Source organism: Roseomonas aeriglobus (assembly GCA_016937575.1).
Taxonomy (GTDB): Bacteria; Pseudomonadota; Alphaproteobacteria; order Sphingomonadales; family Sphingomonadaceae; genus Sphingomonas; species Sphingomonas aerigloba.
The window spans coordinates 2,539,447-2,561,999 of sequence record JAFHKN010000002.1 but is presented as its reverse complement, the minus strand read 5'-3'; the positions used below and the strand labels follow the sequence as shown (position 1 = coordinate 2,561,999).

At 61.5% G+C, this 22,553-nt stretch carries 15 protein-coding genes and 1 pseudogene; 9 read left to right on the top strand and 7 right to left on the bottom strand.

Annotation, left to right across the window (positions count from 1 at the left end; all coding sequences use genetic code 11):
* Positions 1-207: 207 nt before the first annotated feature.
* From JW805_12680 to JW805_12660, 5 genes and pseudogenes are all read right to left on the bottom strand, one after another.
* On the bottom strand, positions 208-795 hold the full coding sequence (locus tag JW805_12680; protein ID MBN2972872.1) for a PD40 domain-containing protein: 588 nt from the start codon (positions 793-795) through the stop codon (positions 208-210).
* Positions 796-833: 38 nt separating this feature from the next.
* A complete protein-coding gene (locus JW805_12675; protein MBN2972871.1) occupies positions 834-3,389 on the bottom strand; it encodes a TonB-dependent receptor in 2,556 nt (851 codons plus the stop codon).
* A gap of 97 nt (positions 3,390-3,486) precedes the next feature.
* The gene (locus JW805_12670) at positions 3,487-4,434 is read right to left on the bottom strand and encodes a DUF4880 domain-containing protein (protein MBN2972870.1); all 948 of its coding nucleotides are present in this window, start codon (positions 4,432-4,434) and stop codon (positions 3,487-3,489) included.
* Positions 4,434-5,021: a sigma-70 family RNA polymerase sigma factor gene (locus tag JW805_12665; GenBank protein MBN2972869.1), complete on the bottom strand. Its 588-nt coding sequence runs from the start codon at positions 5,019-5,021 to the stop codon at positions 4,434-4,436. Before JW805_12665 ends, JW805_12670 begins: the two co-directional genes overlap by 1 nt.
* 314 nt (positions 5,022-5,335) lie before the next feature.
* Positions 5,336-5,419, bottom strand: a pseudogene (locus JW805_12660) (IS5/IS1182 family transposase).
* 249 nt (positions 5,420-5,668) lie between these two features.
* Between JW805_12660 and JW805_12655 the strand changes: the two are divergent.
* A complete protein-coding gene (locus JW805_12655) occupies positions 5,669-7,000 on the top strand; it encodes a cation:dicarboxylase symporter family transporter (GenBank protein MBN2972868.1) in 1,332 nt (443 codons plus the stop codon).
* Between the two features lie 172 nt (positions 7,001-7,172).
* Positions 7,173-8,639, top strand: a complete 1,467-nt coding sequence (locus JW805_12650; GenBank protein ID MBN2972867.1) for an aminotransferase class V-fold PLP-dependent enzyme — start codon at positions 7,173-7,175, stop codon at positions 8,637-8,639.
* 43 nt (positions 8,640-8,682) lie between these two features.
* Here the strand turns inward: JW805_12650 and metC are convergent, their stop codons facing one another.
* Entirely contained in the window at positions 8,683-9,840 is a 1,158-nt protein-coding gene (gene metC / locus JW805_12645) for a cystathionine beta-lyase (protein MBN2972866.1), read from the bottom strand.
* A 446-nt stretch (positions 9,841-10,286) separates the two neighbouring features.
* On the opposite strand from metC, the gene JW805_12640 reads away from it, so the two are divergent.
* The 7 genes from JW805_12640 to JW805_12610 all read left to right on the top strand — a co-directional run bounded on the left by JW805_12640 (position 10,287) and on the right by JW805_12610 (position 21,416).
* Positions 10,287-11,873 (top strand): amidohydrolase family protein, encoded by a 1,587-nt coding sequence (locus JW805_12640; protein MBN2972865.1) that lies wholly within the window; start codon positions 10,287-10,289, stop codon positions 11,871-11,873.
* 78 nt (positions 11,874-11,951) lie between these two features.
* Positions 11,952-12,290 (top strand): TIGR01244 family phosphatase, encoded by a 339-nt coding sequence (locus tag JW805_12635; protein MBN2972864.1) that lies wholly within the window; start codon positions 11,952-11,954, stop codon positions 12,288-12,290.
* Between the two features lie 63 nt (positions 12,291-12,353).
* Positions 12,354-15,125, top strand: a complete 2,772-nt coding sequence (locus JW805_12630) for a hypothetical protein (protein MBN2972863.1) — start codon at positions 12,354-12,356, stop codon at positions 15,123-15,125.
* A 269-nt stretch (positions 15,126-15,394) separates the two neighbouring features.
* On the top strand, positions 15,395-15,637 hold the full coding sequence (locus tag JW805_12625) for a hypothetical protein (GenBank protein ID MBN2972862.1): 243 nt from the start codon (positions 15,395-15,397) through the stop codon (positions 15,635-15,637).
* Positions 15,638-15,654: 17 nt separating this feature from the next.
* A complete protein-coding gene (locus tag JW805_12620; protein MBN2972861.1) occupies positions 15,655-17,061 on the top strand; it encodes an amidohydrolase family protein in 1,407 nt (468 codons plus the stop codon).
* A gap of 902 nt (positions 17,062-17,963) precedes the next feature.
* Complete coding sequence (locus tag JW805_12615) at positions 17,964-20,348, top strand: TonB-dependent receptor (protein ID MBN2972860.1); 2,385 nt, start codon at positions 17,964-17,966, stop codon at positions 20,346-20,348.
* 310 nt (positions 20,349-20,658) lie between these two features.
* A protein-coding gene (locus JW805_12610) for an IS5 family transposase (protein ID MBN2972859.1) occupies positions 20,659-21,416 on the top strand; the annotation gives its coding sequence in 2 pieces (ribosomal slippage) (positions 20,659-20,980 and positions 20,980-21,416; 759 coding nt in all).
* Here JW805_12610 and JW805_12605 read toward each other — a convergent pair.
* Entirely contained in the window at positions 21,347-22,345 is a 999-nt protein-coding gene (locus tag JW805_12605; GenBank protein MBN2972858.1) for an MBL fold metallo-hydrolase, read from the bottom strand. The two genes, JW805_12610 and JW805_12605, sit on opposite strands and share 70 nt — an antisense overlap.
* Positions 22,346-22,553 lie beyond the last annotated feature (208 nt).

Here is a 22,553-nt window from a genome sequence, read left to right as displayed (position 1 = left end):
AAAAAATCCCGCTCCTAGACAGCGTGTAAACGCACCACGCTCGCTGATTCTGGACGCTTGACGGCAATTTTCCAATTATAACGGTGCCCATCCGGGTGGTGTATGGGGCACCATTCACCCCCCGAAAATCAACCGCTAAAACCTCGCGAACCCGCAGAAAAGCTGGTATTTTGAGGCATTGGTCGTCGCAGATCGTGCCGCGGGATTTCACGACATCCCACCCGTTTGGGGGCCACGAAATGGGGGCCACGAACGGTTTAGGATTTGGTGGCCCCGGCCATCTGCCCCCCATTCGAACGTCTCGACGTCGACGTCCGAATGGGTGAGCTGACGTCCGGTCTGTCCGTCCCGGTCGGCCAGCCAGATCTGAGTCTTGCCCTGGTCCCGTCGCAGATACGCGAGCGTCGATCCATCCGGCGACCAGAGTGGAACGACCGATAATGGAGAGCCGCTCGCGATGAGGATGCCGGCGCGGGTGACGTTCTGCACGATGATGTCGCCACCGCTGTCGATGACCTTGGCAGGGGCGCGACCATCGAGCTCGAGAACGACGAGCGACCGGCAATAGGCGTTCGTCTCTGCATCCGCGCGACTAACGACGAAGGCAATGCTCCGGCGCGAAGGATCGACGGCGAGGGGACTGGGCAAGCCGAACAGCGCGCTGTCCGGATGCCCAATTTCGCGAAGACCGATCAGGTCCTGCGCAGTGATCCGGCGCTTTTCGCCTGGAGGAACCGCGGAGGATTTCGACAGGGCGCTGCAGGCCGTTGCCGAACCGATCGGCCCGACTGCCATCGCGAGGACAGCGGCTGCCCAGTGTAATCGTGCTGCGACTACCACCGCTTCGACACTCCGACCGACAGGTAGCGACCGACGGGAGAATAGTTGGTCGAGTCGTACGGCGTGTCCGTCACGCTGGTCGTGAAGATCGACGCTGGCTTGGCGTTGGTAATATTCAGCGCCGAAAGGGTGATCTCCAATCCTGTCAGAATGCCGCGATCTCCCGGGCGGAATTGAAGAACTGTATCGAGAGTGGTCATACCCTCGACGGCGGTGGCGGGGGTGGTCCTGACATCCGTGATGCCATCGATGCGGCTTAGCGTTCCCGTCAGCGTCATTCGTTTCGACCGCCAGCCGATGGTTCCCCGCGCGCGGAAGTTCGGCGGATTGAATACGCTGCCGGCAAGACGCTGGACCGCGCTTAATGGTGTGAGCTGACGATCACTCTCGAGATAGCTCGCGTTGACCTGCGCCGAGAGCTCGCCAGCCCCAAGCGTGAACCGATAATTCGCCAGGACATCCACACCGGCAGCGGTCTGGCGTCCCGCATTGACATTAAGACTGTTGACGATTGCAGCGACGCGCGTCGGATCGAAGGTCGTTCCCGTCGAGTTGGTGAACAGGTCGGCGACGGCGATCGCATTCTGCACTTGCTGCGCGGTCGGGTTCAGCGTCACATACGGTTGGAAGATGGGATTGCTCAGAGACTGCGCCGTCAGATTGATCGGGTTGACGACGCGGTCGACATATCGGGTCCTGAAGTAGCTCAGTTCGATATCGAGGTTGCGGATCGACGTCGGGTGCCACGCCACCGTCGCCGAGAGGTTTTGCGCGCGTTCGGGCGCAAGATCGGGGTTGCCGCCGACGAGGACGATAGCGGTTGCCGTGGCAGCGAAGCCCGTCCCGCCGAGCCGAGCGACCGGAAGGGCGAGACCTTGCTGGAACTGGAATTGTTGTAGGAAGGTTGGTGCCCGGAACGAGCGCCCCCAACTCGCCTTGAGATCGAATGACCGCGTCGGCGCATAGATCAAACCGACCTTCGGCGTCGCGACGCCGCCGGCTCCCGCATAATGTTCATAGCGTACCGCCCCGGTGATGTTGAGCCGATAGCCGAGCGGGCTGGCGCGCTCGGGTGTCAGGAGCGGAACATTGATTTCGCCATATGCGAAGCTGATCGACTGTTTCTGCCGAATGTTCTGCAGGTCGCCAGCGCCGCGGAAGCTGACGTAGCGATTGCCGCGAAAGCCGCCGCCGATGGCGAGTTTCACTGGCGAACCGGCGAGCTGGAACAGCGTGCCGTCCCCCCCGACTTCGACCGAATATCCCGTATTGCAGTAGCATCCCTTCGACGAACTTACGGTTGTCGTGCCGATGATATTAGCGGCCTCGTAATCGACGCGGTCCTTGCCGAAGCTGCCGATCACATGCCCGCGCCATTCACCCATCAGATCGACATCGAGGCGCGGTGCGATCGAGAAGGATTGCGCTTCCGTTGTCTGGAAGCCCCGGCTGATCGCGTAATCGCCTGCGGCGTTCAGCGCATATCGAAAACCGCTATTCCGGCTGTTGAAGATCGCATCGACGGCGAGATCGACGTTCGGCAAGAGTGACTGCTGGACACTGGCGGCGACGTTGTGCCGGCGAACGCCTGGAAACAGGGTGAGGCCGCGGCTGCGGGTTGCGGTATAGTCGCGATCGTCCGCTTGGATCGAGGTAGTATGGTTATACTCGTAGGCGAGAAACGCGCCGCCGCTCTGCCAGCTACGGCCCGCGATCGCGCCGTAGAGCTGGCGAAAATTGCCGCCGTCGGTCGAGCCGCCGAGTTCCGCACTGGTTTCTATCCCGTCGAATCGTGACCGGAGAATGATATTGACGACGCCGGCAACTGCGTCCGAACCATAGAGCGCGGACGATCCGTCCGGGACGATTTCGAGTCGTGAGACTGCCAGAAGCGGTATGGCGGAGATATCGACACTCTGACGGGCCGCGCCATAGGGCATTCGATGCCCATTGAGTAAGGTCAGGGTGGCGTCGCTACCTAGGCCGCGCAGGTTGGCGGACGAACCGCCACCGGTGTTGGCTCCATTCTCGGTTGGGACGTTCAATCCAACGCCGATATTCTGACCGCCGCCAAAGCTTTGCGGCAGCGTGCGAACGGCATCGCCAAGTGTCGAGATGCCGCTGTCTCGGATCGCTGCGCGATCAAGCGTTATGACGGGCGACGCGATCGGCGCCCCGCGGATGCGGCTTCCCGTCACCACGACATCGGCCGCTCTTGGAGCGCCGGCACCGGCCGAAGCGTCATTGCCGCGCTCAGCCCGGATCACGAAGGCGCCTTCAACAGCGTAGAGCCGAAGACCCGAGCCATCGAGAAGCGCCGTCAAGGCGGCTTCGGGCGTATAGCGGCCGGCGATCGAACGACTTTGCTTCCCGACGAGGATGTCGGACGCGACGACGACTTCGCGACCGGACAGGTCTGCCCAAGCCTTGATGGCATCGGCGAGCGGTTGCTGCTCGATGACATATTGCTGTTGCGTGGTTTGCGCCGTCGCCGAAACGGCCATCGACAATGCCGCCGCCGTTGCCGATAGAAAATATCCCCTTGTCATCGCTTTCGCTCCGCTCTCGCGCAACTCGGATCGGTTGCGTCGTGCAGAGATTGACGAAGGGAAAGGATGCGTGGCCCTCCCTACCGCGCAATGTTTTTTATCGGCGGAGCAGAATCCCGGTTGGGGTCTCGGAAAGCTGTAAATCGAGTGCGCTACTCAGCTTTCTTGCCAGAGCACGCGGATCGGTCAGATCAAGCGTGCCGGACACGCGAAGATTTGCGATGGTTGGGTCAGCAAGAAGGATTGGACTGCCACTGCGACGATTGATGACCATTACGACATCGCGGAGCGGCACATTATCAAATTGCACGCGCCGGTCTGGCCAGCGCAGATCATCGCTTAGCCCGCTGATCTTCTCCAAACTCCCGGCGCGCGTGGCGACGCCTTCGCCCGGGGCGATTGGCGTCGCTTCACGGGTGGGATGAGTCTGCTGTGCAGACAGGCCTCCGTCCATAACGGCGATCGTCACATCTTCGCCGCGGCGCGTGACATCGAACGTCGCTGTCTCGGCGACGATTGCGATACCTGCCGAGATAACCGTGAGCGGCACCTTATTCTGCTGGCGCACTTTGAAGCGTGCTCTGCCGCTTTGAAGGGTGACTTCGTTTGCGCTGGATGCCGTCGAGACGAGAAGTCGAGTCTTTTCGTCAAGGAGGATGACGACGCCACTGCGCAACCGAATGCCCCGTACCGCCGGACCGGGGTTATTGACGGCCGCCTGGGCGCTGGACGCGCCGTCATAAATCCAAAGCGCACTGGCGACGACAAGGGCCAAGGCCGCGGCAAAACCTGCGGCGGCGGGGAATCGCCGAACTCTCGTCGCAGTAGCATCAGACTTGATCGCGAGGCGCAGAGCAGCGCTTCCGCCCAATTGTCCGAGGCGTTCGAACTGATCATAGGCGCGAGCATGTAACGGGTCTGCCGCAAGCCACGCCTCGAACGCTTCGACTTCGGCGACGTCGTCAGGCGCGGCCATCCGCGCATGCCAATCCGAGGCGCGTTTCAGAATGCCTGGGCTAATTGGCGGCCCTGCATCACGGCGCATTACAAGGGACCAACGTCACGCCGAAGCTGGAAGAGCGCCTTCGCCATTTGCGTTTTGACCCCCTTCACGCTCATCCCAACCTCGATCGCGATATCAGCATATGTCTTATGCTCCATGCGATGGAGCAAAAATATCTGGCGCCGCCGAGGATGCAATCGTTCCAGAGCGACTTCGAGCCGGGCGAGTTGATCGCGATCCTCAAGCGTTCGATGTAGGCCGAGGTCGATGATATTCGTCTCATCGACCGGTGAGTGGAATTCGAGAGCCTGCCGTGCCGCCGCTCGCGCGCGATCCCGCAGCAGATTGACCGCTACAGTACTGAGATAGGCGTCCGGTTTCGCGATCGGGGTGGCTGACGAGATGGAAGCGATTCGAACAAAAGCATCGTGAAGCAAATCGTCGGCATCGTCCGAGCCGGCGCGCCGTTTGAACATCCGTCGGAGCCGCGCTGCGTTACGTCGATAAAGCGTTTCTAATGTCCCGAGCGGGCTCAGAATTTCGTCGTCGAGAGGGGGCAGGGGATCAGCTTCGTCCACCGGATCGGGGGCGGCAACAAGATGACATTGGCCAGCCACAGCTACCGCCAAGCGCAATAATTTCGTTCATGGGCTATCGTCGTCAAAATGCGCACGCTGTCCCTCCACTCGGTTTGAACGTCAGTGGAGCCGGGCGTTGAGAACACGCTTGAGGGCATGCGCCGATGCCTTTAGCCGCAAGCGACCTGGACATGATGCACCGGCCACCCGGCCGACTGCCGAGGGGGATCTGGTTCAAGCAAGGTTCTCAAGCCTCGGCGTCGTTAATGACGCACTGCGGAGATTACGGGAGTGGCGATGGATTGCAAGGGCGCGACTAAGCGATCTTGAGATGGATCGAGAGGCCAGAGTCGAACTGCTGATAACACCCAGAACATCGCGGTGGCGGCGAGAACGACTGCGGAGAAGTACGCCGTGGGGCAGCGGTCGTAGCGCTTGGCAACTCGACGTCCGACAGCGCAGACTGCCGACGTGCCAGCCTAGGTCCAAGACAGACGCCGATTACGCGCAGAGTCGGGCGACCCATCCACGACGATGCCCACACAGGTTATAAAACAAAGAACTTTTCGGTTTTTCCGCTCTATCCGGTACGTTCATTCTAGCTCCTTGAAAGTTTCACGAGGATATGCTCCTTTTCGACGGGCGCGATGCGGTAACTTTACCAAACCCGCGTGATCCCAACGGCGAGGAGTCAGGTGTTGCCGCAAGCCTACAGAATCATCGCGGCGCTGGCCGTTGGACTCTTCGGCGGTGCGCTGATCATGTTCGTAGCGCCGTCCTATGCACATTGGCTTTCATCGTTGTTGGATCCGGTCGGAAAGCTCTGGCTGAACGGGCTTCAAATGACGATCGTGCCCCTCGTTTTCGCCCTGCTGGTGACTGGGATTGCGGCGTCTGCCGAAGCCGCCAGGGCCAACCGCATAGCTGCGCGCGCGATGCTGGCCTTCTTCATCCTGCTCTCGGTATCCGCCGCCGTTGCGGCGCTGGTCGCCGGAAGCCTTCTCAAGCTGTTTCCTCTGCCTGCCGAGGCGGCTCTCGCGCTGTCAGGCGAGGCTCGGGCTGCAGGCGTTCCGGCGCTACCCTCGATCTCGGACATGATTACGTCTGTCGTGCCGACAAATCCAATTCACGCCGCCGCTTCAAGCGCATTCCTCCCACTCATCGTTTTTGCGCTCGTTTTCGCCTTTGCAGCGAGCAGATTGCCCGGACCGGGGCGGCAGCTTCTTACAGGTTTCTTCCAGGCGCTGGCGGAAACGATGCTGATTGTGATTGGCTGGGTATTGAACATAGCGCCAATCGGGGTGTTTGCTCTGGCGTTCGGTGTTGCGAGTCATGCCGGTGGCGCGATCGTGGGAGCGCTCGTGCACTATTTGCTTGTCGTGTCCTCCACCGGCGTCATCGTCGCTCTTTTGGCCCTACCGGTCGCGCGGCTCGCCGGCGGCGTGCGGCTCAGTGATTATGCCAAAGCGATGCTCCCACCGGCCGCCGTGGCGTGCTCGACGCAGTCCTCCCTAGCGTCCTTGCCGACAATGTTGATCGCGGCGGAACGGTTGGGTGCGCCTACGGCGCCGACGCGCATGATCCTACCCCTGGCTGTCGCCATGTTCCGTTTCACGGGCCCGGCAATGAATCTGGCCGTCGCCATGTACGTCGCCCACGCCTGTGGCATCTCGCTCACGCCCTGGCAGATTTGCATTGGCATCGCGGTGGCGGCCGTAACCGCGCTGGGCTCGGTGAGCTTGCCCGGAACGATCAGCTTCATATCCTCGATCGCGCCGATCGCTCTAGCTATGGGGGTCCCCGTCGCCCCGCTGGCTCTCCTCGTCGCGGTCGAGACGCTGCCCGACATCGTGCGGACGGTGGGCAATGTTTTAATGGACGTCGCGGTGACGAAAGCGGTCACACGTCGGCTGCCGGACGAGGTCGCGACAAGTCCGATTTCAGAATGCGGTCGCAACGCGGTGGAACACGGAGATGACAAGGGTAGCGGGTACGGCACGCTGGGTGCGATTATCGAACATGCCGTTTGATGACCATTTCCACAAAAATCCAGTATAAATTGTCAGAAACGGTTCAAATATTCCATAACCTGGCTCTTTATCAAACGCACGTTCTTGATTATGCCTCTGCTATGGTAAAATGCTATGCCAAGGCAGATTGATGAACGGTCCTTCCTCGACAGCGTCTGCAGGGTCTCGATCGATGCGCGCCGAGCGCGAGCGTGATCCGTTGACAATATTTGCAGCCAGTCTTCGCAACGACGCGGTCCTATCGAAGCTGCGCGACGGGCTCATCGGGAAGGGCTGGCCGGTGCCTGGGCCGTTCGGCGACCATCCGATGATCTACGCCGATTATGTAGCGTCGGGACGCGCGCTTGCGCAGGTCGAGGATTTCGTGCGCGACACGCTGCTTCCGTTTTATGCCAATAGCCACACCGAAGCCTCCTACTGCGGTGGGTTCATGACGCGCCTACGCAGGCAGGCCCGCGCAACGATTGCGCGGCTTTGCAGCGCGGACGATTCATATGCAGTCGTCTTTGCTGGGTCGGGTGCTACCGCTGGTATCAACAAGCTGGTTTCGCTGTTCGGTATCCGCGAGGCCGTTGCCGCCGGGCAGAAGGTGCGAATCGTGCTCGGCCCGTACGAGCATCATTCGAATATCCTTCCGTGGCGGGAGAGCGGCGCTGAGGTGGTTGAGGTGACCGAAGCTGCTGAAGGCGGTCCGAATCTGGAAGTGCTGAAGGCGCATCTCGCGGTTCCGGCGGACCTTGTCGTCTGTGCTATGTCCGCTGCTTCCAATGTCACCGGGATTCTTGTGGATGTCGCGAGCGTGACACGCTTGGTCAAAGCAGCCGACGCCCTCATGGTCTGGGACTATGCGGGGGGCGGGCCATACGTCCGCGTGAACGTCCGCCCGGCGCAAGACGATCCTGCGGATGCGATCGTGATTTCCCCGCACAAGTTCATCGGTGGCCCGGCCGCATCCGGCGTCCTGATCGTGCGCAAGGCTGCGGTAGTTGGCGCCAAGCCGTCGTCCCCAGGCGGTGGCACCGTCCGGTTCGTTTCCCCCCGCGGACATGACTACAGCGACAGCATCGAGGCGCGTGAAGAAGCGGGTACGCCCAACGTCGTAGGCGACATTCGTGCGGCGCTCGCCTTTCTTGTGAAGGAGGCGATCGGGCAGGATGTCATCGATGCGCGCAACCGCGAGCTGGCCGGACGTGCGATCCGCGCTTGGCACGATTGTCCGAACCTCGAATTGCTGGGAAATCTTGATGCGCACCGCCTGCCGATCTTCGCGTTTCGCATCAGCGACGGACAGGGCGGGTATGTCCATCAGCAGCTGGTGACCCGGCTACTGAGCGACTGCTTCGGCATTCAGGCCCGTGGCGGGTGTGCCTGTGCGGGTCCTTACGTTCACCGCTTGCTCGACATTGACGACGAGCAATCGGACGACATGCGCGCAGCGATCCTAGGCGGCGATGAAGTCAAAAAGCCCGGATTTACCCGGCTGAACTTTAGTGTTCTTATGACGGATGACGAGGTGTCCTTTATCCTGCGGTCGGTTGCGCAGCTCGCAGCGGACGCGGCGCGATATACGTGCATGTACATGTGCGACGAAACGCGCGCGATCTTCTCGCCCAAGCCCGATATTGCCCGCGCGGCATGAAGCATTCGCCGGCGGCCGACTGGACCGCCGGCGCCGCCCCCCGTCAGTGCAGGGCGTCGAGCCCGCGCCGGAGGTCGTCAATCAGGTCTGAAACATCCTCCAGACCGATGTGCAGTCGGACGACCGGGCCGGCGTAGCGATGCCCGCACGTTCTTGACTCGAGTTGTGGATCGGCTGGAATCGCGAGGCTTTCGAACCCGCCCCAACTATAGCCTAAGCCGAACAACGAGAGCGTCTCGATCATGTCGGGTACGCGGTTAGCCACCTCTGGTCGAAGCACGATGCCGATCAGGCCGCTCAGACCCGTGAAATCGCGCTTCCAGATGGCATGGCCGGGGTCGGTCGGAAGTCCGGGGCACATTACGGAAAGAATTTCGGGTTGCTGCTCAAGCCATTGCGCTACGGCCAAGGCGGACTTGCCATGGTGTGCCAGGCGCGTGTGAAGCGTGCGTAGGCCGCGCACGGCTGCATAGGCATCGTCCGGCGACACCGACCATCCGATTTCATAGCTGGAGCGGGCAAGCGTTTCGACGAGATCGCCACGCACGGCGGCCGATCCCATGAAAACGTCCGAGTGCCCGCAGACATATTTGGTCAGTGCCTGGACGCTCACGTCAACACCGTGATCGAGCGGCTTGAAGAGCATGCCGGCAGCCCAGGTATTGTCGATCAGCGTGAGAATGCCTGCGGAGCGCGCCAAGCGTGCGATGTCCGGAACGTCTTGCATCTCGAACGTTAGCGATCCCGGCGATTCAAGCATGATCGCGCGCGTTGCCGGAATTGCCATCGCGACAATCTCGGCCGCGGTCGCGCTGGGAGCGTAATAGCGCGCCGTAACCCCGAAACGGGCGAGGGTGCCCGCAAGGAACCTTCGCGTGGGATTATAGACGCTATCGCACAGCAGGATTTCGTCTCCGGCGGACAGGACGGCGAACAGCGTGCCGGTGATCGCAGCCAGTCCGGAAGGATAGAGGAAGGCGTCATCAGCATGTTCGAGGTCGCGCAACGCATGTCGAAGCGTCTTGTGGGTGATCAAGCCGCTTCGTCCATAATTGACGATCGCGGGATCGCTCATTGCCTTCACGCCGTCCAACAGAACCGTGGAACCCCGCTGGATGGGCGGTGCTGGCGTCCGCTCGCTCAGCGCCGCCGCGTTGCCGTGAATCAATCGCGTGGTTTCGCTCATGGCGGCATCGTGCATTCGAAAACTCCCCGATCTCGATTAAGCTGCCGGCAAACGTCCTCCGCCGAACCATTCAGAAAAATAAAATATATCACGTCATACTGTGATTTCTTGGCATAAACATTTTGAAGCGGCGAGGCTAGGCGAGAAATTTTTTGAGGAGGTTTGCGTTTCCGACGGACTTGCGGTTACGTTGCGCATGGTCGGGGCCATCCAGTCGCTTCATCCGCTGGCGGCCCTGAGGGGAGAATGCTCAGATGATCACAATCTCGACCGCCTACAGGATCCTCGCCGGCGTCGCGACGATCGCAACGATCGGATGGACCGCCGCGCCGTTAGACGCGCGGTCGGACGGGTCCACCCTGGCAATTGTCGATGCGACGATCTTCGATGCGACCGGACGCGAACCGTATCGAGGGACGGTCGTCGTACGCGACGGCCGCATCGCCGATGTCGGGCCGAATGTGCGGGTCCCCGTCGGCGCTTCTATCGTCCGGGCCGATGGCAAGGCGCTGCTCCCCGGCTTTTTCGACGTGCATACGCATTGGTCGCCGGCCGGCCGGCCGGCAACGACGCCTCAGATCGCCAGCGCCTATGTTTCGAGTGGCGTGACAACCGTGAATGACTTCCATCAACAACCGGAGTCCTTTGCGCCGCGTCGCGCGTGGTTGCGAAGCCTGGCTGCTCCGCATGTAAACTTCGTCGCGAGGATGAGCACGCCTGGTGGTCATGGCGCAGACTGGGGTGACGTCAACACGACCAAATGGGTTGCGACGGCCGAGTCGGCGCGACGCGAGGTGAGAGCACTTCAGATCTATCGCCCGGACTATATCAAGGCCTTTGCCGATGGCTGGCGCTATGGAACTCAGCCTGAAGAAACCTCGATGAATGCGGAGACGCTCGGCGCCCTCGTCGACGAGGCGCATCGCAGTGGGCAGAAAGTGCTGACGCACACCGTAACCGTGGCACGAGGCAAAGTCGCTGCGGCCGCGGGCGTCGATGTCATCGGGCACAGTCTGCAGGATGCTCCGCTCGATGCGGATGCGATAACGGCGATCAAGAAGGCCGGGACGTTCTATGCGCCTACGCTGGCGGTGTACGAACCCGGCGATCCGCAAGAGGTCAGAACCAGCGACGCCGCTGTAACGCAGCGGCTACGGAAATGGGCGTTCGCCAAACAGAACCTCAAAAGTCTCTACGATGCCGGGGTCATTGTTGCCGTGGGAACCGATGCGGGCATCGGAGGTGTCCGACACGGCTATTCAACACTTCATGAAATGGAACTGATGGTCTCGGCGGGGCTTCCGGCCAAGGCCGCGCTGATGGCGGGCACGGCAAATAGTGCGACCGCCCTAGGCCTGTTCGAAGACCGCGGCACCATCGAGAAAGGAAAGCGAGCCGATCTGGTGCTGCTCGACGGCAAGCCATGGGAACGCATTTCTGATGTGCACAAGACTGATACGGTCTTCATCGACGGGCGGGCCGTCGTGGGTGGCGGAATGAAGCTTCCGCCTGCCAACGCGGCCACGGCTTTGGCGCCGTCGCCAGCCGCCGCCATGATCGACGATTTCGAAAGAGCGGACGGGCGGAGTGCCTTGGACACGCTTCGCCTCGCCGACATGGACGGGGGTGTCGAGCGATCCTCGGTCGTGACGAACTTGGTCCCGCATGAACGCGGTCGCGCTCTTGCAATTGCGATCGCACTGGCGCCCAAGGCCGCTCCGGAAGGCGGGATCGTTATCCCCCTGCGAAGAGGATCGGTGCAGCCGGTCGATGCGACGCGATACTCGGGCATCCGTCTCGATCTGCGCGGAGACGGGCCGTACGTCCTTGTGGTGAACACGCTGAGCGGCGAGTGGACCGCCGACGTGGCCGGTACGGATCGCTGGGCCGACGTCCGGGTGCCGTTCACCGCACTCGTACCCGTCCGAGCGCGGTCGGGTGAGCCGCGCCGGTGGCGCGGTGACGATCTGCTGCAGGTTGGACTGGTCGCCAGGCGCGCGGGCGGCACAAACACGTGGGCGGAGGTGGACAATGTCCGGTTCTTCTAACGCGGGGACACGGCTGCCGTCGCGGAGCGCTGTGCCGGCCCCGCGCTGCGGACGGATAGCTCACCCATGGAGGCTTGCATGACGCACACGATGGCGCCTGCGGCGGTCGAAACCGCGCAGCAGATCTGTCCGGCGGATATGGAAGCGATCGCTGGCCGGGGCTTCAAGTCGATTATCTGCAATCGCCCTGACGGAGAGGAAGGGCGGCAATGGTCTGCTGCTGAGATCGCGCAGGCTGCGCGGCGGCACGGTCTGGCCTTCGCTCATATCCCGGTGGTTTCGGGCGCGATCACAGCCGCGGACGTCGCGACGATGCGCGACACGCTCGCCCATCTTACCGCTCCGGTGCTCGCCTATTGTCGTTCGGGATCGAGGTCGAGACAGCTCCTCAACATGATCGCATCGGCTGCGCGCTAGACACATGAGCCTGTCGCGCGCCGACGTCGTCCGCCGCAAACGCCTCCCAAACGGAGATCGATAATGAAGCCCCGCCTGTGCTTGTTGACCACTGCCGTTGTCGCGCTCTCTCCGATTGCTGCCCAAGCGCAGTCGACGACCGCCGTGACGCCCCCCGCCGCCTTCTTCAAACAGCCCCCGGGCACCGACTATTATCTCGCGAATTATTCGGAGTACGAAGCCTATCTCAAGCGACTGGCTCGCGAGTCCGATCGCATCAAACTCGTCGACATTGGACGAACCGCGGAGGGACGCACGCAATGGGTCGCCATCGTCTCGACACCAGAAAACCTCGCCGCGCTTGACCGCTACCGGGACATTGCCGGGCGCTTGGCGCGCGCGAAGGGGGTGACCGAAGCGCAAGCCAAGCAGCTTTCCGCGACGGGCAAGGCGATCGTTTGGATCGATGCCGGCATGCATGCCACCGAGACGGTTACCTCGCAGGGCCAGATCCAGGTTTTGCACAGGATGCTGACCCAGTCCGATCCGGAGACGATGCGGATGCTGTCGGACTGCATCATCCTTTTTGCACACGATAATCCGGACGGCATGGAATTGGTCAGCAACTGGTACATGCGCCAGGCCGATCCGAAGAAGCGCGAATTCTCCACGCTCCCGCGCCTGTACCAGAAATACGTCGGGCACGATAACAACCGCGACAGTTTCATGGCCGCAATGCCTGAGACGGAGAACGTTAACCGGATGCTGTTCCGGCAGTGGTATCCGCAGATCATCTACAATCAGCATCAGACCGGACCGAAAGGCATGGTCGTCTTCGTCCCGCCTTTCCGCGATCCGTTCAATTTCAACTACGATCCGATCGTGATGTCACAGCTCAACGAGGTTGGGTTTGCGATGCACTCCCGCCTGATTTCCGAGGGTAAGGCGGGCTCGGGCAGTCGGAGCGCCGCGCGCTATTCGACGTGGCACAACGGGATGGAGCGCTCGGTAGCGTATTTTCATAACAGCGTGGGCCTTTTGACCGAGATCATCGGCGGCCCGACGCCCGCCACCATCCCGCTTGTCCCGTCCACCCAATTGCCGCGAGCGGACGAGTTGATGCCGATCGGTCCGAGGCAATGGCATCTTCAGGATTCTCTCGATTATCAGTGGACGCTCAACCGGGCCGTAATCGATTATGCGTCGCGCAACCGCGAACGTTTGCTGTTCAACATGTGGCGGATGGGGTCGAACAGCATCGAACGGGGGAGCCGGGACAGCTGGACGGTAACGCCGACCAAAGTCGAGCGCCTTGAAAATGCTGCGCCGCTTCGCGGCGAAGGGACCGACGAGTATAACATGTCGCGTGCCGATGGCCCGAAAACTATAGCCTCGGACCTGTACGATAAATTGATCAAGCAGCCGTCCGAACGCGATCCCCGCGTTTATATCGTTCCTGCCGGTCAGCGCGACATGCCGACCGCGGTGACGTTCCTGAACGCGCTGATAAAAAATGGCGTCGACGTGGAACGGGCGACCTCATCGTTTCGGGCAGGCACCAAGACCTATCCCGCCGGCTCGTTTATCGTGCGGACTGCGCAAGCGTACCGGCCGCATATTCTCGACATGTTCGAGCCGCAGGATCATCCGCACGACACCGACTTTCCGGGGGGGCCGCCCAAGGCGCCATACGACATCACCGGTTACACGCTGGCCTATCAGATGGGCATCGAGTTCGATCGCAGCCTTGAGGATGTGACCGGGAGCTTTGCTACGGTCACCGACCTGATGGCGCCCTCGCCCGGCAAAATGCTTGGCGCAGGCGACGCTGGCTGGATCGTGGGACACGAAACCAACAACAGCTTCATCCTCACCAACCGCCTGTTGAAGGCGGGGATCTCGCCCGCCTGGTTGAAGCAGAGCATGACGCTCGACGGCCAAAGCCTGCAAGCGGGCGCCATCTGGATCCCGGCCTCGGCGCGCGCGCGCGCGATCGTCGAAACGGCGGTCCGAGATCTCGGCCTGGATGTTCATGCGGTGGATGCACGTCCGGCGTCCGAGACCATCCCTCTTCGGCCGATCCGGATCGGGCTCGTCGATCGTTACGGCGGCCTCATGCCCGCAGGATGGACGCGCTGGTTGCTCGAGAAATTCGAATTTCCGTTCGAGCAGGTCTTTGCCAAGCGGCTCGACGCGGGTCATCTTCGCAACGACTACGACGTTCTCCTCTTCACCCAAGACTCGTTGCCCGCCAAGGGCGCATGGGGAACCGACCGTCCGTCGCGCCAGCCCGCTGAAGGCGATACGCCTGCCGAATACAAGCCCATGCTCGGCACCCCATCGGACGAGAAGACCGTGCCGCAGGTGGCAGCCTTCCTGCAGGCAGGCGGGTCGGTCGTCGCGATCGGTAACGCAGGGAGATTTGCCGAGCTCATGACCACGCCACTGACACCTGCGCTCGCGCGGGAGGTCGATGGTCAGATGCGTGCGCTCGATACCAAGACCTTCTTCATACCCGGTTCGATCCTTCGCGCCCGTGTCGATAACCGGCAGCCGCTAGCCTATGGCATGCCCGGTGAGGTCGACATCTTCTTCAATCGCTCGCAGACGTATCTCGCGACATCCGAGCCGTCCTCTTACGCGAAGGTGTCCTGGTTCGAGGGTCGCGACGTATTGCGGAGTGGCTGGGCAGTCGGTCAGGAAAAGCTGGCTGGCACGATTGCGGTAGCCGATGTCGATGTCGGACGCGGCAAGCTCTTCCTGATGGGACCTGAGGTAGCGCAACGCGCACAATCCTACGGCACGTTCCCGTTTCTCTTCAACGCCCTGCTGTATGGAGGTGTCGATCGCCGTTAGCCGCCTCGAACGGTTCGACGCCAAAACCGGAGTGCCCTTCCAGGCGCTGCCATCGCACAGCTTGCTGCGCGGGCGGGCGCAGCGGCCGGCGTGGCAGCCTCCACATCCGTGGAGACAATCTTTGGCTAAGCGACTGACCTATCGCATCCTTACTGCGCTGATGCTCGACATCGTCGCCGGCCTGGTCTTACACGATCTATTACGATGGCGGCGGGGGCGGCAGCAAGACACAGGCCACGATTACCTATTATCTGTCGATTGCCGCGACCGTGTTTCTGCAGCTCATCAAGATGATCATCGCGTCACTGGTTCTCTCGACGCTGGTGGGCATCGTGCACACGGGCGACACTGCGGATCTGGGCCGCGTCGGGCTGCTGCATTCGCACGTGATCGGGGCGCAATCGCGCATCTGGATCGTCGCCAAAATCATCCGCCACGCGGCATCACGCGGCACTTGGTTCGCCACGCACGGCGAAATCGCAAACTACGTCGGAGCCGCGGCGTCTGACTGATTAGGGGATACAGCTTTATGAAACGACCCGCATGGATTGCCATCGCTTACCTCGCGGCTGGCTTCCCTTTGCAACAAGGGACTGCCCAGGAGGGTCCGCGCAACGATCGTCGCCCGGTTCTCGCGCCGTACGCGCGCACTACGGAGGATCCGCGCCTCATACCGCTCAAAGCGGTTGGCCGAACCGACGCGATCGTCCTGAAAGGAGGGCGACTGTTCGACGCCCGCACCGCCACGGTGGCGGCCGCCACGATCGTCATTCAAGGCGACCGGATAGCGGCAGTCCTTCCCGCCGGGACGGCGTCGGGCTGGCCAGCAGGCGCCGAGGTGATCGACGTTACCGGTAAGACGATCCTGCCCGGGCTCATCGACCTCCACGTCCACGCCACCTATCCCGACCGTGCGACACCGATCGACGAACAGGCGAATGACGGAACCGGCGTTCTTCTCGGCCTCCGCAATCTGCGCTGGATGCTTGAGTCCGGCATAACGTCGGTCAGGGACCTGAACGGGGTGGGACTGGCGCCCTATCTTCTAGCCGAAGCAAGCGCGGCCAACACGATTACCGCACCGCGCGTGTTTACGGCAGGCCACATCATTACCGGTACAGGCGGGCATGCGACCGAGCGACCGGTGACCCCGTCGCATGGTCCGGATTTTGCTTGGGAACGGGACGGCGCCGATGCGTGGCGCGCTGCCGTGCGCCAGACGTTTAAGCACGGTGCCAGCGTCATCAAGGTGGCAAGTCATTTCTCGCCGGACGAAATTCGTGCCGCCGTGAACGAAGCGCATACGCTCGGGCTCAAAGTCACCTGTGATTGCGAAACGATCTACACACAAATGGCCGTGGACGCGGGCGTCGACATCATCGAGCATCCGCTGCCACGAACCGACGCGACCATTGCAGCAATGGCACGGCACAAGACCGCCTCCGTTCCGACGCTGCAAGTTTACCAGAATCTACTGGACACCGCCGGCGGCTTTTATGGATCGACCTCCCGGCGGTTCACGATGACCGCGCAGGGCAATTTCGACGTTTTTCGCAAGATGAAGGCGGCGGGTATCGTGATGGGCATCGGCACCGACACGATCGGCGACGCGAACCGAACTATGCCAAACAATTACATCGCCGAGCTGAAATGGTTCGTCAAAGGCGGCTATTCGATCCCGGCAGCCCTGCAGGTCGCCACGCTTGTGAACGCACGCCTGCTCGACATGGACGATCGTCTTGGAAGCGTCGAAGTGGGGAAGCTCGCCGACGTGATCGTCGTCGACGGTCGCCCTGACGAGGACCTCGACGCGCTGCACAAGATCGACATCGTTATCAAGGACGGTCTGCCGCTTGTGCGTGACGGACAGGTCGTCACGCCGCGGCACGTGCCTGCTCCGCTCGCCAAGCCCTCGCCGCCGGAATCCGTCAAATAAGCCTTTCGGGCACGGCTGCCGCCGACCCAGCCGCAAGCCACCGCGATATCGCTCACATTGGCCTCCGCTATGAGTGGAAACTGGTTCGGACTGTTCGACTTCACCATCTACGGCTATTTCGCTACCCAAATCGGCAAGGTTATGTTCCCGCCCCCGATCCGCTGACCAGTATCTGGTCGAGCTTTGCGACCCATGGGGTGGGCTTCGTATGCAGCCGGTCGGCTCAATGATTTTAGGAAAATTTCGACGACCGGCGCGGACGAAAGGCAGCGCTGTTGGTGACGATGCCGCTTCTGGCGGCTGACTCTCGCCACGGGCGCCATTCCGCCCAGCGCGATCGGCATAGCTGCGCTAATTCTGCTCGCGGTTTGGCGTTTAGTGCAGGTTTCGCAGCGGGCGGCGGATGGGGCGGAGCTGCACGTTCCTGGTCGAATATTCACCGGTCGGGCGGCGAGGCTTGTTCGGCGCCTTGAAGCAAGGCAGCTCGGGCTGTGCTCCTGTGTCTGCTTCGCCCAACCTACGGAAGACGTGGCGCGGCCGGGGGCGTTGCGGGAAACGCCCGCATCGAACCCGAATAAATCAAACAAAATTTGATTTTATCGGCAAGCAAAGAAACAAAGTTGACATCCATGGGCTGTTTCTAGAACATACGGTCGAAATAAGACGGGCGCTCGGCCTGCACGGGGTGTTGTGTGGGCGCGGGTTTCGGGTTCAAGATCCGCAACAAACGTATGGCGATATCGAAGCGATCGTTCGCGGAGAGGAGATATCTGCGATCCGGCTACGCTGCCGGATTTGTCTAGGGGGATTGAAGCATGAAGAGTGTCCTTGCGACCGCCACCGCGCTGACGACGCTGACAATGGCAATACCCGCCAGCGCGCAGGTAGTACCTGAGACCCCAATGCAGGGTGACGAGCCGTCCGCAGCCGGAAGCGACATCGTCGTCACCGGTTCGCGCGGCCAGTCCCGCACCGTCACTACCAGCCCCACGCCGATCGACGTGATCGATGGAGAGCAGCTGTCGCGCATGGCGGGAAGCCAGCAGCTGCGCGACGTGCTCGGGCAGCTCGTTCCCTCCTTTCAGGCGCAGCAGGTGGGCAGCTCGTCCTTCGACAGCGTTGCCCGCCCCGCCGGCCTTCGCGGTCTATCGGGTGTGCACGTTCTGGTGCTTGTCAACGGTAAGCGGCGGCATAATTCGGCGCTGATCAATCTGAACTCGGGTAATGTGTCAGCGGGGGCGAACCCCGTCGACCTCGACCAGATCCCGACGAGTGCGATCGATCGCATCGAAGTCCTGCGCGACGGTGCCGCCGCGCAATATGGGTCCGATGCGATCGCTGGCGTCATCAATATCATTCTCAAAAAGAATGCATCGGGCGGCGCCGCGAATCTAGAGGCGGGCCAACGCTATCGCGATTCGGTGAACGGCAGCGACGGGGAAACCTTGAACGCCCAGCTCAGCCACGGGTTCGCTTTGGGAGAGCGGGGGTCGCTGACGGCGTCGATCGAGGGCAAGTATCAGAACGCGACGGTCCGTAACTCGGACGTCACCGGAACCTTCTATTTCCCTGTCAACGGACAGCCCGACCCACGGGAAGTCACGGTCAATCGGCGCACCTATCAGGGCGGTCTGCCGCAGCTTCGATCGGTCCAGGGTGCACTGAACGGCGAATACGACCTCGGCGAGGTCAAGGCATACGGCAACGTGACCTTCGGGTATCGGGAAGCGCGGGTCGGTCAGGCTGGCCGAAAGCCGAATGCCACGAGCAACATCATCGCGATTTATCCCGATGGTTTTACGCCGTTCTACACGTTGAATGAGACCGACTTTCAGGCGACCGCGGGGCTGAAGGGAACGGCGGGGGGGTGGGACATCGACCTCAGTTCGACCTACGGCCGCGACTACACCCGGAACGGCGCGGACGAATCTTTGAATGCATCGCTGGGTTCGCGAAGCCCAACGAAATTCAGTACCTTCAGCGCGGCGTTCGACCAATGGACGAACAATCTCGACCTGACGCGCGGCGTCAGCCTATTCCGTGACCGCGACCTGCAGATTTCGGCCGGTGCGGAATATCGGTACGAATCCTATGTCACTCGCGCGCTCGATGTCGCGGCCTACACGAACGGCGGCTACGTATTCCCGACTGGGACGCCGCTGGCCGGCCAGCCGGGCGCTGTCGGGGCGCAGGGGGCCGTCATCGTTACCCCGGCGGATGCTGCCGACATAAAGCGGAACGTTTGGGCGGGATATCTCGATCTCGCGCTCGATTTGACCGACCGCTTGCTGGTCACGGGTGCCGTCCGATACGAAACCTATGACGACAGTTCCGGGGATGTGTGGAGCGGCAAAGTGTCCGCGCGCTACAAGGTGTTCGATTGGCTGAACCTTCGCGGTGCATTCTCGAACGGCTTCCGCTCGCCGTCGCTTGCGCAACAGGCCTATGCGCAAACCTCGACCCAGTTCAACCTGGTGGGCGGAGCCTATCAGCTCATCGAGTCCAAGATCGTGCGCAGCGGTTCGCCGGTCGCTAATGCGCTTGGGGCGCAGCCTCTCACCCCCGAACGTTCTCGCAACTACAGCCTGGGTCTTGCGCTCACGCCGGTCGCAGGGCTCTCCGTTACGGCGGATGCCTATCAGATTGATATCGATGACCGCATAACGCTGACGGGACTGTTGTCCAGCGCAGGTGTGCGTACCATTCTGCGTGCCAATGGCTTCTCGGGCGATCAGTTCGTCCGCTTCTTCACCAACGCCATCGACACCCGCACCCGCGGTGTCGATGTCGTTGCGTCCTACGCCTTGAATCTCGGTTCGGCAGGTCGTCTGCGTTCGACCCTTGGATACAATCACAATGAGACCAAAATCCGGAGCATCGCGCCCACTCCGCCCCAACTCTCCGGACTGGGGCTCGTGTTGTTCGACCGGCAGACGCAGGGGTATTTCACGGAAGGAACACCGCGTGACAAGCTGATCCTCGGTTTGGACTGGAACCTTGGTCGGATCGGGATCAACCTGCGCGAAACCCGCTACGGAAAGTGGGCGCTTCTCAACAACACCCCGTCGCTCGATCAATTCTATGGCGCGAAATGGATCACCGATCTTGAAGTCGGGTTCGACGTGACGGACCGAATGAGGCTGTCTACCGGAGCCTACAACATATTTGACACCTATCCCGACCGAAATACGGTTGCGAACACCATCGGCAGCTCGCTGTACGGTTCGAACTCCCCATTCGGCGCCTACGGCGGATATTATTATGCGCGAGCCAGTCTCAAGCTTTGATTGCGCCATGGTGATCTCGGGCTCTCAGACGCGGGACTGACAAACCGAACCGTCAATCCCGCGTCTGACGGCCGACGAAGCGGGCACTCATCACGGTGCGCCGACCGTCGCTGTTCTCGGAGCGGGTAAATGGCAGGTCCGTTGGCTTGGAGATTGGTGAACGGCAGTTCACAATTATACTAATTCGAGATAACCGATACGAATGTTTTCTGAATACTCATGATAGGCGGCGTTTTGATTTGATGCCTAGGGTCAGGACCCATTGATGTGGGAGGCGCGATCTGATTCAGGCTCCGTGAGGAGAGAGTGGATGAGCGACCTGTACTGGCTGACGGATGAGCAGATGGCGCGTCTGCAACCGTTCTTTCCCAAGAGCCATGGCAAGCCTCGGGTCGATGATCGGCGGGTGCTCAGCGGCATCATTTTCGTCAATCGCAACGGGCTACGCTGGTGTGATGCACCGAAGGACTATGGGCCGCACAAGACGCTCTACAATCGCTGGAAGCGGTGGAGCGAGAGGGGTATTTTCCTGCGAATGATGGAAGGTCTCGCGGCAGCGGAGGCCGTGCCGAAGACCGTCATGATCGACGCGACCTACCTGAAGGCACACCGCACGGCATCGAGTCTGCGGGTAAAAAAGGGGATCTCGGCCGTCTGATCGGCCGCACGAAAGGCGGCATGAACACCAAACTGCACGCCGTCAGCGATGCGGACGGGCGGCCCTTGAGCTTCTTCATGACCGCCGGGCAGGTCAGCGACTACACCGGCGCGGCAGCCTTGCTCGACGATCTGCCGAAAGCACAGTGGCTGCTTGGCGACCGTGGTTATGATGCCGATTGGTTCAGAGACGCCCTGGAAGCCAAAGGCATCCAGCCCTGCATCCCGGGCCGCAGATCGCGCAACGAGCCGGTCAGATACGACAAGCGCCGCTACCGGCGCCGCAGCCGCATCGAGATCATGTTCGGCCGTCTGAAGGATTGGCGCCGCGTCGCAACTCGCTACGACCGCTGCCCAACCGTCTTCTTCTCTGCCGTCGCCCTCGCGGCCACCGTCATCTTCTGGCTATGACCAATGAGTCCTGACCCTAGCGGGACACGCAGGTATCGGCGGCCGTTGTCCTCGGCTGGAGGTAGTTTCCCTCCTCGCATGTTCACTTGCAGAGAGGGGATGATCAGACGCGGGACGGCCAAGGTGCGATCGCGCGCATTTCTCGCAATCACGAAGGCCCGCTCGTCGATGCCCTCCTTCACCTGAACATTGTGTAGGCGCTGCGCGCCCACCGACGTTTCCCACGCGAAGGCGTCGCGTCCGGGAGCCTTGTAATCGTGGCAGACGAATAGCCTTGCGTCGTCCGGAAGTTTGAGGAGCCGACGGATCGAGCGGTAGAGCTGCGCCGCGTCGCCGCCGGGAAAGTCGGCGCGCGCTGTTCCAACATCCGGCATGAACAAGGTGTCGCCGCAGAAGACCGCGTCACCCAGGACATACGCCATGTCGGCTGGCGTATGTCCTGGGACGTGAAGAGCGGTGCATTGCACGCCTCCCAACGCAAACCGCGACCCGTCGGTTAGCAGTTCGTCGAAATCCGAACCGTCGCGTTCGAATTCGGTCCCGAAATTAAAAACTTTCCCGAAGGTCTCCTGCACGGTGACGATCGCCGAACCAATCGCAAGTCGCCCACCGAAGTGTTGCTGCAGATAGGGTGCGGCCGAGAGATGGTCGGCGTGAACATGGGTTTCCAGCAACCAATCGATCTGCAGATTATGCGCGCGGATATATGTCGCGATCTCGTCGACGGCGCCGTAGCCGATGCGGCCGCTCGCCGGATCGAAGCCGAGCGTTGGATCGATCACCGCGGCGCGGCGCGTCGCAGTGTCATGAACAACGTAGCTGATTGTGAAAGTCTCTGGATCGAAGAAGCCGCGAACAATCGGTCGCGGCCCGATCGAGGACGTATCGATCACAATCCGAGAAGCCAAATCCAAGCTCGCATCGGGCATTTTCACAACCTCAGCCTCCGCATCGATGCGGTTGGGTGTTCGAGACGGCCGACCCTGCGTGGGAGCTACGCCCCCCTCACGCCTCGGCCAGTGACATGTCAAAAAACTATGCCACATTAAGGCGCTTGTGCAAGAAACTTCTTGACTTAATCGGTGATGGATAGATTATTTGTACTGCTAAGGAGGGGTCCGGGCAAATCTTATAGAA

What these genes read in the sequence shown, in the direction of transcription:
- JW805_12605 (MBN2972858.1), bottom strand. Translation starts at nt 22,345, where the DNA reads ATGCCCGATGCGAGCTTGGATTTGGCTTCTCGGATTGTGATCGATACG.
- JW805_12680 (MBN2972872.1), bottom strand. Translation starts at nt 795, where the DNA reads ATGGCAGTCGGGCCGATCGGTTCGGCAACGGCCTGCAGCGCCCTGTCG.
- metC (MBN2972866.1), bottom strand. Translation starts at nt 9,840, where the DNA reads ATGCACGATGCCGCCATGAGCGAAACCACGCGATTGATTCACGGCAAC.
- JW805_12650 (MBN2972867.1), top strand. Translation starts at nt 7,173, where the DNA reads ATGCGCGCCGAGCGCGAGCGTGATCCGTTGACAATATTTGCAGCCAGT.
- JW805_12630 (MBN2972863.1), top strand. Translation starts at nt 12,354, where the DNA reads ATGAAGCCCCGCCTGTGCTTGTTGACCACTGCCGTTGTCGCGCTCTCT.
- JW805_12675 (MBN2972871.1), bottom strand. Translation starts at nt 3,389, where the DNA reads ATGACAAGGGGATATTTTCTATCGGCAACGGCGGCGGCATTGTCGATG.
- JW805_12620 (MBN2972861.1), top strand. Translation starts at nt 15,655, where the DNA reads ATGAAACGACCCGCATGGATTGCCATCGCTTACCTCGCGGCTGGCTTC.
- JW805_12670 (MBN2972870.1), bottom strand. Translation starts at nt 4,434, where the DNA reads ATGCGCCGTGATGCAGGGCCGCCAATTAGCCCAGGCATTCTGAAACGC.
- JW805_12635 (MBN2972864.1), top strand. Translation starts at nt 11,952, where the DNA reads ATGACGCACACGATGGCGCCTGCGGCGGTCGAAACCGCGCAGCAGATC.
- JW805_12615 (MBN2972860.1), top strand. Translation starts at nt 17,964, where the DNA reads ATGCAGGGTGACGAGCCGTCCGCAGCCGGAAGCGACATCGTCGTCACC.